The sequence below is a fragment of the Nocardiopsis nanhaiensis genome (assembly GCF_054778635.1).
Window position 1 is genome coordinate 14,393 of the sequence record NZ_BAAGZJ010000061.1, and the last position, 13,105, is coordinate 27,497.

Sequence of the window (13,105 nt, forward strand, 5' to 3'; positions counted from 1 at the left end):
ATGGACTTGGGGATCTCGGGCCCCTACCTGCCCGACAGCGCCGCGGCAAGGGACGCGGTCGTCGTGCCGTCCTTGATGGCGAACAGGCGTTACATCTCGCGGACGGCCGCGGCCTTGTGCTCGACGACGTCACCGTTGGTCGCATAGCCGACAGGGCGCTGGCCCTTGGGTGCTCTGCCCTGCCGGGTGCGCTGGAGCTAGGCACCGGACTGGCGCTCACCCTTGGTCTCGATCTCCTTGCGGGCGATCGCCGAGTACATGTCGGCGGTGAGACAGTCCATGGCGTTCGAGCAGTCGATGCCCGGGCTTGGCGAACGTCAGGAGGAATCTTGCTCCGCTGCGCGGTCTCGATCACCCGCACGCCATCAGCGCACTTGACTCAGCGCGGGTACGGATCGGCCAGTGTCAGCGGTGTCCGTGCAACTTCCATTGCCGTCTCCGGAAAGGCGGGGCCCGCGGTGTAGAAGCGCGCGCGAGTACGGTTGACCGATGTCAGGATGCCGGACTCGACCAGGCCCCGCAGATCACGTTGGGCGCGTTGGAGACTCAGTCCTTCCTCCCGCTCATAACGCGTACGACGCACTCGGCCGGACAACGCCACGTCGTGCAGGGCCGAGACCACCCTCTCGTCCAACCCGCGTTCCTCAGCGAAGTCGCCGAGCAGGCGCCACACCTGATTGGTCCGCTCCAGTCGCTTGCTCACCGTCTGCACCTGTTGGTGATATGCGGTGAGGCTGAACCGCACCCAGTCGGAGACGTCTTGGTCAGGCGTATAGGTGGCACCGCGACGTTGGAGTTCCCTGTAGTACTCCCAGGTGTTGCCGGGGCGGCCCAGCCAGGCCTCGATCGAAGAGAACTCGGGGGCCAGTTCCCCCTCCCTCGCGATGAGAATCGTCTGGAGCGACCGGGACATCCGGCCGTTCCCGTCTGCCCACGGATGGATGGCGACCAGGTGCAGGTGGGCCATAGCCGCCCGCACGAGCGGGTGGGTGCCATCTTCAGTGTTCAGCCACTCGACCAGCTCAGCCATCAAATCCGGAACATCGGCCGCGTCCGGCGCGGTGTACGACGCGATAGTGGGGTCCCGGGGGTCTGTCACATACACCGCTCTGCGCCGCCACTGCCCGGCCGGCCTGGTGGGCGTGTGACGGTGCCCTTGCAACATCCAGTGAAGAGCGTTGAGGAACCCCTTGCCATAGGCGAAGTCCGGAACATCGTGCAGAGTCTGTATGTACGTCATCATGCGCTGATAGGCGAGCGTTTCCTCACGGTCTTCATCAGAGACGTCAACGTCCCGTTCACCCTCGAGGAGATCCTCCACGTCGACCGTGGACACCTTGAAGCCCTCGATCGAGTTGGAGGCCGCCACAGCGTCCGCAGTGAGGAACTTGCGCAATCCCTCGGTCCATTTCGCCGGAGTCCGCTGGACCTGGAAACCAAGCGAGCGGCGAACGCTGTCGATCTCGTCGAGAACGCGCTGGTCCTCCGCGGCAAGGACAGGCGTGGGGAAGAGCATGCCACCACCGTAGACCTACGCAAACATTACGTCAATGCGTCATTGTATCGGGATGTTGCGCCCGCCTCCCGCGCTGCGACCCAACGCCTCGGCCGAAGGTGACCCCACACGCAACCTCGGAGTAGGGAAACGACGGGGGCGGGCCGAAGGCCCGGCCCGCCCCCTGTGTGATGTCGGATGGGTCAGACGTTGAAGCGGAAGTCCACGACGTCGCCGTCGGCCATCACGTAGTCCTTGCCCTCCATACGGACCTTGCCCGCGGCGCGGGCGGCCTGCATGTCGCCGGCCTCGACCAGGTCGTTGAAGGAAACGGTCTCGGCCTTGATGAACCCGCGCTGGAAGTCGGTGTGGATGACACCGGCCGCCTCGGGGGCCGTGTCGCCCTTGCGGATGGTCCAGGCGCGGGACTCCTTGGGACCGGCGGTCAGGTAGGTCTGCAACCCCAGCGTGGAGAACCCGACGCGGGCAAGCTGGGCCAGGCCGGACTCGGTCTGCCCGAGGGACTCCAGCAGCTCCTGGGCCTCGTCCTCCTCCAGCTCGGCCAGCTCAGCCTCGATCTTGGCGTCGAGGAAGATGGCCTCGGCCGGGGCGACCAGGTCCTGGAGCTTGGCACGCAGGGCCTCGTCGGCGAGCTCGTCGCTGTCGAGGTTGAACACGTAGATGAACGGCTTGACGGTGAGCAGGCTCAGCTCACGCAGCCGGTCCACCTCGACGTCCTTGGCCTGGGAGAGCGATACGCCCTCGTTGAGCACCTCCTGGGCCTCCTTTGCGGCCTTGAGGAGCTCCTGGGCGCCCTTGTCCTTCGCGTTGCGCTTGGCGTCCTTCTCCAAGCGCGGAACGGCCTTCTCCAGGGTCTGGAGGTCGGCGAGGATGAGCTCGGTGTTGATGGTCTCGATGTCGCGGGAGGGCTCGATGTCGCCGTCGACGTGCGTGACGTCGGCGTCCTCGAAGGCCCTGATGACCTGGCAGATGGCGTCGCTCTCGCGGATGTTCGCGAGGAACTTGTTCCCCAGGCCCTCGCCGGTGGAGGCGCCGCGCACGATGCCCGCGATGTCGACGAAGTCCACCGTGGCCGGCAGGATCTTCGCCGAGCCGAAGATCTCGGCCAGCTTCGCGAGCCGGGCATCGGGCACGCCCACGACTCCGACATTGGGCTCGATGGTCGCGAACGGGTAGTTCGCGGCCAGAGCGTCGTTCTTGGTCAGCGCGTTGAAGAGGGTGGACTTGCCAACGTTGGGCAGGCCGACGATCCCGATAGACAGACTCACAAGCCCAGAGTCTATGCGGATCGGCGGGCCGACCAGTCCTTCTCCCGCGGTGAAGCGAATCCCACCGAAGAAATCCAATCGCGAAAACACGCTGCACCGCCCCCATTACTCAGAGTAGGTTCGGAGGCGCCGCCGGGCACCGCGGCCGGAAGCCGGGCAGACCCGTCCGGACCACGAGCGCACCCATCGGACGACGGGGCGTCTGCTGTTCCCGGCCACCACGGCACCGTTCTTTTGGGGAGAAGACACTGTGGTCCAAGACCAGTTGCGTGCGCTCGTACGCCGCTATCCGCTCGTGCGTTTCGCCACCCGGCAGATCCGCGTCCACCTGCCCAAGCGGCTCGGCGGCCTGGACCCGGCCCGGGTCCCGCCGTGGCACCGCCGCTTCGCGCTGGTCCTGCCCCGCCCTGCGGACGACCGGCGCAAGGTCGGCCCGGACGAGCTCGCCCTCCAGATGCCGGGCGACCTGACGGTCCCCCGCCGCCTGGCCGAGTTCGGCCTGACCAGGCACCAGCCCGACAGCCTCGCGATCTTCATGGCGATCCTCGACCACACGCGCCCGGGAGCGGTTCTCGACATCGGCTCCGGGGTGGGGGTGTACTCCATGCTCGCCGCCGCGCGCACGCGCCGCCCCGTCTTCGCCTTCGAACCCACTCCGGAGCTCGCGTCGGCCGCGCGCGCCGTCTCCGCGGCGGCCGACCTCGGCTTCACCGTCGTCGACCTGGCCCTGAGCAACCACAACGGGGCCGGACACCTGCGGCGGGCACTGCACAACGACATGTGCAACCGGCTCGTGCACACCGCGCGAGCCGGGCTCGCGCACATCGCCGTCCGCACCGCCACCCTGTCCCGCTGGAACGAGACCGCCGCGACCTTCCCGACCGTGGTCAAGATCGACACCGCCGGCACCGAACCCGACGTGGTCGCGGGCGGCCTGGAGGTCCTGCGCCGCTACCGGCCCTGGGTCATGGTGAAGGTGCGGCCCGGTCGGGGCGTGGAGGAGCGGCTGATGGCCCTCATGGATCCGCTGGAGTACCTGTGGTTCCCGGTCAACGGCGAGCCGCCCTACGAGCCCCGGAGCGAGATCTGCGGACTCGCCTCCCCTGCGTGGGAGCGGATGTGGATCCTCGCGCCGGAGGACCCGCCCGCTGATTTCTGGGACTCGGCGGTCGCCTGGCGCAAATCCCTCGACGACTGCCAGGGGAAACCGATCTGAACCGCGAGGATGACCCCGTGCCGGGCCGGGTCGGCTCAGATCCAGCCGTCCAGGGCGGTGACCAGTCCCGGCAAGTCGTCGCGGTGCACGCAGTGGCCCGCCCCCTCGACCGTGCGGACGGTGAACCCCCGCTCCCTCAGCACCGCCCCGCCCTCGGGACCGATCGGCGAGCCCTCCCCCGCGAGCACCGCCAGCGTGGGCACCTCCGGCGCCTTGGGATAGTGGTCCTCCCCGCACACCTCGGTGAAGACCCAGTCGTGGAAGGCCGGGTCGAAGGCGGCGAAACCGTCCAGTTCGAGGTGCACGTCCGCGTCGCCCCACCGGGGATGCAGCTCGCGCACGCGGTCAGCGTCCGCGTCGGCGAACACCTCCCGCATCCGCTCGGCCGCGCCCTCAGGCGGGACCGGGATGCGGAACGAGGGGTCCACGTAGACGGCCCGGGACGGGCGCAGGTGTTCCAATGCCAGGGACAGCGCCACGCACCCGATGGAGTGGCCCACGGCCAGGTCCGCACCGACCGGGAGCGAGTCCACGAGGTCCTGCCTGAGCGCCTCGAACGAGTACTCGCCGCGCGGACTGCGGCCGTGTCCGCGCAGGTCGACACCGATGACCCGGTACCCCCGGCCGAGGAGTTCGTCCTCGACGGCGTGCCAGGTCCGGTGCAGGGACGCTGCCCCGTGGACGAGGAGCGCCGTCCGGTCTCCTTCTCCGCTGCTGTAGGTCGCGAGGCGCATGTGGGGGCCTTTCTCCCGAGCCGGGGGATGTCACGCTGCCCGAGCCGGGGTGTCGCGGGCGGTTCCGGAAAGCGTGTGGGCTCGGATGCCCCACGGCAACCCCCGCCGTTGGCCGGTTGCGGACAGCGCTCCGGCGCCCCTTGGCCCGCACACCCGGATCAGGAGGTACAGCTCGAGGAGTGCCTCGTGTTCCCCGCACCAGCGGGTCCCATCGGCGCGGCGGGGCTCAGAGCCAGCCGTCGAGAGAGTTCAGGAAGCCGGTCAGGTCGTCGCGGTGCACGCAGTGGCCGGCGCCCTTGACGGTGCGGACGGTGAAACCGCGCCCGGCGAGCAGGCGTGCGTCGTCTGGGCCGACGGTGAAGCTCGGGTCTGCCAGCTGGACCATGGAGGGCACGACCGGTTCGTCGGGCAGCCGTTCCCCACTGGCGGCCTCCTCGACGACGTCGAAGAACGCGGGGTCGAAGGCGGCGAACCCGGCCAGCTCGGCGGCGACGTCGGCGTCGCTCCACCGCGGGTTCATCGCTCGCACGCTCTCCGCGGTGGCCTCGGCGACCATCCCCCTCATCGCCTCGATCACCCCATCGGACATCCCGGCGAAGGAGAAGGCGGGGTCGGAGTAGACAGCGCGGGCCGGCCGTAGGCGGCCCACGGCCAGGGAGAGGGCCAGGCCGCCCATGGAGTGCCCGAGGGCCAGGTCGGCGCCGGCGGGCAGGGAGTCCACGAGGTCCCGGCCCAGGGCCTCGACGGTGTAGGGGCCGCGCGGACTGCGGCCGTGCCCGCGCAGATCCACGCCGACCACCCGGTAGCCGAGACCGATCAGGTGGGTCTGCACGGCGTGCCAGGTTCCGTGGTCGGACATGGCGCCGTGGACGAGCACCGCCGTGCGGTCGCCGGCGCCGGTGTCGTACGTGTGGAGTCGCATGGTGGGGGCCTTTCCGGAGCGGGGTGGGGCTCGGGTAGCGCGGGTCAGCGGACGCCGCGGACGAACACGATGGCTAGGGCGCCGATGAGTCCGACGGCCGACCCGACCAGGAACAGGGAGCTGTATCCGCCCAGGTGGAGGATGACCGTCGAGGCGATGAACGGGGCGATGACCTGTGGTCCTGCGGCGGCGATATTGAGCACGCCCATGTCGCGCGCGGCGTCCGCCTTGCTGGGCAGGACGAGGGTGGCCAGGGCGGTGTCCACGGCCATGAACAAGCCGAAGGCGCTGCCGTTGACCACGGCGAAGAGGAGCATGCCGGTCCAGGTCGGCACGAAGAAGGGAATGAGCATCGCCAGCGCGGTGATGACACCGGAGACCAGCGCGAAGAGTTTGCGGCGGTCGAACCGGTCGGACAAAGGGCCGCCGATCGCGGTGGTGACGACCGTGCCGCAGGCGATGACCAAGGTGAGGATCGTGACCGCGGCGGCGGGTTCGAGGCCCTCGGGCAGATCGATGTAGTAGTCGAGGATGTAGAGCTGGAAGGTCAGGATGAGGAAGTAGCCGAGGAAGAGCAGCGCGCGGCCGACGAACACCAGCGCGAAGTCGCGGTGGGACAGGGCCGACAGGAAACGGCCGAGGGCGACCAGGGGATTGACGCGTTCGGGGGCGGTCCGCTCGGGCAGTTCCTCGCCCCGGGGGTCGTGGGTGGTCGAGGTGATCAGGACGCCGACCGCGACCACGAGGCCGCCGAGGACGATGTACCCGAACGCGAGGTTGGAGGTGAACTGGGAGGCGATCCCGGTACCGAACACTCCGGCGACCGCGATGGCGATGCCCATGGCGGCGGCCGCGGTGCCGCGCCGCTCATAGGGGACGCGGTCGGGGATGATGGCGGTGAGGGCGGCGTGGTGCAGGTTCATGGCGCTTTGGGCCAGGCACCACCCGATGATCATCATCAGCAACGAGTCGGCGAAACCCAGCACGAGCAACACGAGGAGGGCCGCGACCGCACCGCCGAGGATCCAGGGGTTGCGGCGGCCCCAGCGTGAGCGGGTGCGGTCCGAGAGCGCGCCGCCGATGGGGTTGAACACGGTACCGAAGACCGCCGCGATCCCGGAGACGATGCCGAGGTTGGCGACGGCGGCTTCCTCGTTCCCGGGGGTGAGGCCCTGCACTTGGAGGGGCAGCAGGATACCGGTGATGCCCAGGTAGAAGGCGTAGACGGCGAGGTTTCCCATACCGAGCACCGGGATGAGCCGACGCTGACTGCGCCGGCCGGTGACGGGCACGGCTGAGGAGGCGTCCTTCCCCGATCGGGGGGACACGGGTACGGACATGAGACAGCCTCCTTGGCGTGCGGTCATAGGCGGGGAGAAACACCTGTTCAGGCATTGATTATTCGTTTAAGCTAGGTTAATCGTTTAACCGTGTCAATAGCTTCTTCACACGGCGTTCACACAACTTCTCGGAAGAGTCCGGCCCAACGGGCCACCGAATCGGACCCAGGTCCCCGGCAGGCAGGGCAAGATAAGCCGTATGACTTCGATCCGCCCACGACCGGCCACCCTCACCGACATCGCCAAGCGTGCGGGGGTGTCAACCGCGACCGTCTCGTACGCGCTCAACGACACACCCGGGGCGCGCATCACCGAGGCGACCAAGGCCAGGGTGCGCTCCATCGCGGACGAACTGGGGTACGTACCGCACGCCAGCGCACGGTCGCTGCGCAGCGGCTCCAGCGACCTGGTCCTCCACGTCCAGATGGACGCCGTCCAGGGACCGCTGGCCACCACGTTCCTCTCCGATCTATCGCGTGACCTGCGTGAACTCGGTTACACGCTCATGCAGTACGGCGCCGAACGCAACCGGGGCGTGAAGGCCGCGCGCACGTGGGCGGGAATGCGCCCGACCGCCGTGGTCGCGGGGCACGACCGGCTCACCCCGGCCGGGATCGAACTGCTGCGCAAGGCTGACATCCAGGTGGTCTCGGTAGGAGCCGACCCCGAACTGGCCAAAGGCACCGGGGTGTCCACCCTGAACATGGACAACCGGGGCGCCGGCGAGGTGGCCGGCAAGCACCTGGTGGAACGCGGCTGCCGCGACCTCGCGGCGGTGGTCCCGCGCGAGGGGATCCTCCGCGAGATGGGCGAGCCCCGGCTGGAGGGCCTGGCGAACGCTGCCGCGGCGGGCGGAGCACGCGTCCGCCGCGCGGAGATGGACTGGTCGGCCGAGGACGCCGCCCGGGTCGTGGGGGCCTGGTCCGACGAAGGGCTGCCCGACGGGGTGTTCGGGTACAACGACGAGTTCAGCGGGCTGCTGCTGGGAGCCCTAATGGACGCGGGGGTACGGGTCCCCGAACAGGTGGCGCTCGTGGGCACGGACGACGTCATGCTCTGCCAGATGCTGCGCCCGCGGCTGACCAGCGTACGGATGAGCAGCGAGGACACCGGAGCGGTAGCACGCAGGATCGTGGAGGCGTTGCGGGACCGAACCGAGGTCCACTTGTCCCCTTGGACCCCGGCCCTGGTCCGGCGCCAGACCTGAGCGACCGCCCGGGGCGGGGCGCGGGAAAGGGAAGGACAGGCCCTGTCGGCTGCGGACCGCACCTCCCGTGCCCGCTGCCGCCTTCCCCCACCCGACCCGTGGACGGCCGCCCCGGGCCCGAGGTACGGCGCGGGCCCGGGGCGGTTCTCTCGTCTCGGTTATCCGGGCCCCAGTCGGTTACCGAACCGCTGGCACCCCTGGTGCGACTGTCGGCCCCGGCTACTTGAGTTCGACCGGGACGGTCAGGCGGACGTCCCCGTGGGAACGGCCCACGCGCACTTCGTAGCCACCGGGGACGTACTCCCACTCGTCGGCGTCGGGTGCCCAGGTGCGGACGGCGTCGCGCGGCACGGCCACGACCGCATCCACGGACTCCCCAGCGGCGGCGCTCACCGCGGCGAAGCCCGCCAGGGCGCTGGCCGGGCGGTCGCCGGGCTCGTTCGGCGCCAGGTAGACCTGCACGACCTCGTTCCCCCCGCGCTCCCCCGTGTTGGTCACCCGCACCCGGACAGTGGCCAGGAGCTCCTCCCCGTCCTCGGCGCGCTGCCCCGGGGCGGCCAGCTCCACCTCGACGCCGTCGTAGCGCCACTCCGTGTAGGACAGCCCGTGGCCGAAGCAGAAGGCCGGTTCGGTCCCGGCGCGCTCCCAGGCGCGGTAGCCGACGAACACACCCTCGGAGTAGTCCAGGGCCCCGTCGGTCGGGACTACGTCGAGCACCGGCACGTCCTTCTCCTCGGCCGGCCAGGTGGTGGGCAGGCGGCCGGAGGGGTCGCGGCGGCCGAGCAGGACGTCGGCGAGGGCCCCGCCCAGCTCCTGCCCGCCGAACCAGGTGAGGAGGATGCCCGAGACGTCCTCGCGCCAGGGCATCTCCACCGGGGCTCCCGCGTTGACCACGACCACGGTCCGCTCGTTGACGGCGGCGACGCGGGCGACCAGCTCGTCCTGGCGGCCGGGGAGGGCGAGCTCGGAGCGGTCGAAGCCCTCGGATTCGACGTCGGCCGTGGTGGCCACGACGACGACCGCGGCGTCGGCGCCCCGGGCGGCCTCGACCGCCTCCTCGATGAGGGTGTCCGCGTCGGCCATCGGTGCCCGGTGGACCAGGGTGAACCCGATGAACGCGAAGTCGCCCATGCCCAGGTCCTGGTGGCGTTTCTCCACGTGCAGCCGGACCGGTTCACCCTCGGTGAGGTTCACGGGCATGGAGGTGGCGGGCGGGTCGAACATCGCCGCCGCCGGGTCGTCGCCCTCGAACACCAGGTCGCCTTCGAAGATGAGGCGCTCTCCAACGGTGAGGCGGTACCCTCCCGCCCCCGATACCCCGAAGAGGTGCTCACCGCCGACGGCGGGCGTGAAGGTGCCCTCCAGAACGATGCGGTCGAGTTCGGCGTTGGTGACCCCGTCCGGAAGCTCGCCGATCCAGCGGGCGGTGCCGTCCGGCAGCGGCTCGGTGGCCAGGACCCGGCCGTCGGCGTCGAGGAAGGCTGCGGTGAGCGGGGCGTCCACCGCGGGCAGACTGGCCCGGGGATCGGCGCCCACCGCGTAAGTGAGCTCCGTGTCCTCGGGCAGGGCCGCGCGCAGGCCCTCCAGGGGGGTGACGGTCCGTTCGGCGAAGACGCTGGCGCTGCCCCCGCCGCTGGTGCGGGCCTCGGAGGCGGCCAGTCCGATCAGAGCCACCCGGCTGGTGCCGGCGGGCTCGATGGGCAGCGCGGAGTCCTCGTTGCGCAGGAGCACGAAGGAGCGGGTGGCGACCTCGCGGGCGACGGCGCGCCCGTCCAGCTCGGAGGGCCGGTCAGCGGGGGCCACCACGGGCTCGGCGCCCTCCAGCAGCCCCACCCGGGCGGCCAGGAGCAGGACGCGGCGGGCGAGCGCGTCCACGGCCTCCTCGGGGACGCGCCCGTCGCGGACGGCGTCGACCAGGTGTTCTCCGTAGACGGTGTTGGGGCCGGGCATGGCGACGTCGAGTCCGGCCAGGGCGTCGCGGACGGTGTCGCGTGCCCCGGTCCAGTCGGAGACGATGAAGCCGTCGAAGCCCCACTCGTCGCGCAGCACGGAGTTGATCTCGGCGTTCTCGGTCATCGAGACGCCGTTGACCCGGTTGTAGGAGGCCATGACACCCCAGGGGCCGGCTTTGGCGACGATGCGCTCGAAGGGCGCGAGGTAGATCTCGCGCAGGGTGCGCTCGTCCGCACGCACGTCCACGGTGAAGCGGTCGGTCTCGGAGTCGTTGGCAGCGAAGTGCTTGACGGTGGTGGCGACACCGCCCGACTGGACCCCGGCCACGTAGGCGGCCCCGATCTCGCCGGTGAGGTAGGGGTCCTCCGAGAAGGTCTCGAAGTGGCGGCCGCCCAGCGGCGACCGGTGCATGTTCACGGCCGGGGCGAGCAGGACGTGGACGCCCTTGCGACGGGCCTCCTGGGCGAGCAGGCGCCCGGCCTCCCGGACGAGTCCCCGGTCCCAGGTGGCCGCGATGGCGGTGGGGCTGGGGAGCTGGATCGACGGGTCGTTCGGCGTCCAGTGCTCGCCGCGGACGCCGACGGGACCGTCGGACATCACGAGCCGTCCCAGCCCGATGGCGGGGTCCGCGGGGATCGCCCACATGGACTCACCGGAGAGCAGGCGGACCCGGCCCTCCAGGCCCAGGGAGGCGAGGGCTTCTTCCACGCGGCGCGCGCGGGCGAAGGCGTCGGTCGGTGCGGTCATTTCACTCCCCAGAGTTGGCCGCGTCGTGGGCGCGGACCGAATTTACCTACCATGCATTCGGGAAAATGCTTCCGCTAGGTTAAACGAATAAGCACGCGGTGTGAAGCACTGTGACTACCCCGTTTCCGACAGCCCTCGACGCGGCCCTGCTGCGGTGAGCAAGCCGCCCCACCAGTACCCTTGGCCCGATGAGCGACGAGACCCCCCTCCCCGCGGTTCGGCGCGGACGCGGGCGCCCGCCGAGTCCCGGCCGCCGCGAGCAGATCGTGGACGCGGCCCTGGAGGAATTCGCCGTCTCGGGTTTCCGGGGCAGCTCACTCGCCGCCGTCGCCCAGCGGGTCGGCCTCAGCCAGCAGGGCCTGCTGCACCACTTCCCCAGCAAGGAAGCCCTCCTGGTGGCCGTGATCGAGCGCCGCGACGAGGTGGACAGCGCCGAGTTCGACGACCTGGGCGACCCGGCCCGGCTCACCGAGATCGTCGAACTCAACTCGGCGCGCCCCGGCCTGGTCCGCCTCTACGCCCTCTTGTCCGCCGAGGGGACCACCGGGGACCACCCCGCCGCGGCCTACTTCACGGACCGCTTCGACCGGCTGCGCAACCGGATCGCGGACTCCCTGCGCGACGGGCGCGACGGCCCGCTGCCCAGCGGGGCCACCCCCGAACAGGCGGCGGCCCTGCTCACGGCCGCCATGGACGGACTCCAGCTCCAGTGGCTGTACGAGCCCGAGGCCGTGGACATGCCCGCCCTCGTGGCCCTGCTGTCCGAAATCCTGCGCGTTGGGCGGCACGAGGCCCCCGGGGCTTGAGAGCATGGCGCCATGGACGCCCTCGCACTCGTACTCGTACTCCTCATCGGCCTGGCGATCGGCGCCGCGGTGGGCTGGCTGCTCGCCCGCGGCCGCGACGCAGAGGCGCGCGCCGACGCCCGGGCCGCGAACGAGCACGCCGCCTACGTGGAGGAACAGCTCGCCGACCGGTTCCGGGCCCTGTCCGCGCAAGCCCTGGACCAGACCAACCAGCGCTTCCTCGAACTCGCCGAGGGGAGGCTGCGCGCGGTCAGCGCCGAGGCCGGGGGCGACCTGGACGAGCGGCGGCGCGCGGTGGAGCGGATGGTCGAGCCGCTGACCGCGACCCTCAACCGGGTGGAGACCCAGCTGAGGGAGGTCGACGCCGGGCGGGCCGCCGCGCACGCGGAGCTGGCCAAGCAGGTCGAGTTCGTGCGCGAGGGTTCGGACCGGCTGCGGGACCAGACGCAGTCACTGGTGACGGCCCTGCGCAGGCCCGAGGCGCGCGGCCGGTGGGGTGAACTGCAACTGCGCCGGGTGGCCGAACTGGCCGGGATGGGCGCCCGCTGCGACTTCGAGGAGCAGGCGGTGTCCGGCTCGCAGCGGCCCGACATGGTGGTGCGGCTGGCGGGCGGCAAGAACATCGTCGTGGACTCCAAAGTGCCGCTGGCCGCGTACCTGGACGCGGTGGAGACCGGCGAGGGGCCGGCGGCAGAAGAACGGCTGCGCGCACACGCCAAGCACGTGCGCACCCACGTGGACCAGCTGTCGTCGAAGTCGTACTGGACGGCGTTCACGCCGGCGCCCGAGTTCGTGGTGCTGTTCATCCCCGGCGAGGCCTTCCTGGCCCCGGCCCTGGAGTACGACCCCGGCCTACTCGAGTACGCGATGGGCCGACGGGTGCACATCGCCACGCCGACGACGCTGATCTCCCTCCTGCGCACCGCCCAGTACGCGTGGCAGCAGGAGGCGCTGAGCGAGAACGCGCGCGAGGTGTTCGACCTCGGCAAGCAGCTGCACGCGCGGCTGTCGACGCTGGGCGGGCACGTGGAGGGCCTGGGACGGTCGCTGACCCGGACGGTGAGCGCCTACAACCAGACGGTGGGTTCACTGGAGAGCCGGGTCCTGGTGACCGCGCGCCGGTTCGAGGAGCTGGGCCTGGTGGACGGAGACCTGGACCGGCTCTCGGGTGTGGAGGAGCGGCCGCGTACGGTGGCGGCACCGGAACTCGCGGAACCGGGACTCGCGGAACCGGGACTCACGAGCCGGGGGTCCGACATGCCCGGCGTGGACGCACCGGGACCGGCCGATGTCGAGGGTATTCGGCACGGGGGTAACGGCCACAACGGTTCGACCCAAAACCCGACCGCCGGACGCGAGTACGGAGAGTGACGAAGCGGGCAAGCGCCCGGAAACG

General features: G+C 70.7%; 10 protein-coding genes. 4 read left to right on the forward strand and 6 right to left on the reverse strand.

All coding sequences use genetic code 11. The features are described from left to right. Positions 1 to 379 precede the first annotated feature (379 nt). Both ACYVD1_RS24415 and ychF read right to left on the reverse strand, forming a co-directional pair. The gene (locus ACYVD1_RS24415; RefSeq protein ID WP_460776829.1) at positions 380 to 1,516 is read right to left on the reverse strand and encodes a Fic family protein; all 1,137 of its coding nucleotides are present in this window, start codon (positions 1,514 to 1,516) and stop codon (positions 380 to 382) included. Between the two features lie 182 nt (positions 1,517 to 1,698). After that, the gene (gene ychF / locus ACYVD1_RS24420; protein WP_460745664.1) at positions 1,699 to 2,784 is read right to left on the reverse strand and encodes a redox-regulated ATPase YchF; all 1,086 of its coding nucleotides are present in this window, start codon (positions 2,782 to 2,784) and stop codon (positions 1,699 to 1,701) included. A 250-nt stretch (positions 2,785 to 3,034) separates the two neighbouring features. Between ychF and ACYVD1_RS24425 the strand changes: the two genes are divergently transcribed. Next, positions 3,035 to 4,000, forward strand: a complete 966-nt coding sequence (locus ACYVD1_RS24425; RefSeq protein ID WP_460776830.1) for an FkbM family methyltransferase — start codon at positions 3,035 to 3,037, stop codon at positions 3,998 to 4,000. A 35-nt stretch (positions 4,001 to 4,035) separates the two neighbouring features. On the opposite strand, the gene ACYVD1_RS24430 is transcribed toward ACYVD1_RS24425, so the two are convergent. From ACYVD1_RS24430 to ACYVD1_RS24440, 3 genes are all read right to left on the reverse strand, one after another. After that, complete coding sequence (locus tag ACYVD1_RS24430) at positions 4,036 to 4,734, reverse strand: alpha/beta fold hydrolase (protein WP_460776831.1); 699 nt, start codon at positions 4,732 to 4,734, stop codon at positions 4,036 to 4,038. Positions 4,735 to 4,960: 226 nt separating this feature from the next. Beyond that, the gene (locus tag ACYVD1_RS24435) at positions 4,961 to 5,656 is read right to left on the reverse strand and encodes an alpha/beta fold hydrolase (RefSeq protein ID WP_460776832.1); all 696 of its coding nucleotides are present in this window, start codon (positions 5,654 to 5,656) and stop codon (positions 4,961 to 4,963) included. Between the two features lie 44 nt (positions 5,657 to 5,700). Further along, a complete protein-coding gene (locus ACYVD1_RS24440; RefSeq protein WP_460776833.1) occupies positions 5,701 to 6,996 on the reverse strand; it encodes an MFS transporter in 1,296 nt (431 codons plus the stop codon). A gap of 199 nt (positions 6,997 to 7,195) precedes the next feature. On the opposite strand from ACYVD1_RS24440, the gene ACYVD1_RS24445 reads away from it, so the two are divergent. Continuing rightward, the gene (locus ACYVD1_RS24445) at positions 7,196 to 8,203 is read left to right on the forward strand and encodes a LacI family DNA-binding transcriptional regulator (protein WP_460776834.1); all 1,008 of its coding nucleotides are present in this window, start codon (positions 7,196 to 7,198) and stop codon (positions 8,201 to 8,203) included. Between the two features lie 219 nt (positions 8,204 to 8,422). Here the strand turns inward: ACYVD1_RS24445 and ACYVD1_RS24450 are convergent, their stop codons facing one another. Next, on the reverse strand, positions 8,423 to 10,903 hold the full coding sequence (locus tag ACYVD1_RS24450) for a beta-glucosidase (protein WP_460776835.1): 2,481 nt from the start codon (positions 10,901 to 10,903) through the stop codon (positions 8,423 to 8,425). A gap of 188 nt (positions 10,904 to 11,091) precedes the next feature. Between ACYVD1_RS24450 and ACYVD1_RS24455 the strand changes: the two genes are divergently transcribed. Beyond that, entirely contained in the window at positions 11,092 to 11,709 is a 618-nt protein-coding gene (locus tag ACYVD1_RS24455; RefSeq protein ID WP_460776836.1) for a TetR/AcrR family transcriptional regulator, read from the forward strand. A gap of 12 nt (positions 11,710 to 11,721) precedes the next feature. Continuing rightward, positions 11,722 to 13,080 (forward strand): DNA recombination protein RmuC, encoded by a 1,359-nt coding sequence (locus ACYVD1_RS24460; protein WP_460776837.1) that lies wholly within the window; start codon positions 11,722 to 11,724, stop codon positions 13,078 to 13,080. Positions 13,081 to 13,105: the final 25 nt, after the last annotated feature.

Excerpts from the sequence above, each read along its gene's own strand:
- ACYVD1_RS24430 (WP_460776831.1), bottom strand. The coding sequence starts at position 4,734 with ATGCGCCTCGCGACCTACAGCAGCGGAGAAGGAGACCGGACGGCGCTC.
- ACYVD1_RS24455 (WP_460776836.1), top strand. The coding sequence starts at position 11,092 with ATGAGCGACGAGACCCCCCTCCCCGCGGTTCGGCGCGGACGCGGGCGC.
- ACYVD1_RS24445 (WP_460776834.1), top strand. The coding sequence starts at position 7,196 with ATGACTTCGATCCGCCCACGACCGGCCACCCTCACCGACATCGCCAAG.
- ACYVD1_RS24460 (WP_460776837.1), top strand. The coding sequence starts at position 11,722 with ATGGACGCCCTCGCACTCGTACTCGTACTCCTCATCGGCCTGGCGATC.
- ACYVD1_RS24450 (WP_460776835.1), bottom strand. The coding sequence starts at position 10,903 with ATGACCGCACCGACCGACGCCTTCGCCCGCGCGCGCCGCGTGGAAGAA.
- ACYVD1_RS24415 (WP_460776829.1), bottom strand. The coding sequence starts at position 1,516 with ATGCTCTTCCCCACGCCTGTCCTTGCCGCGGAGGACCAGCGCGTTCTC.
- ACYVD1_RS24435 (WP_460776832.1), bottom strand. The coding sequence starts at position 5,656 with ATGCGACTCCACACGTACGACACCGGCGCCGGCGACCGCACGGCGGTG.
- ACYVD1_RS24440 (WP_460776833.1), bottom strand. The coding sequence starts at position 6,996 with ATGTCCGTACCCGTGTCCCCCCGATCGGGGAAGGACGCCTCCTCAGCC.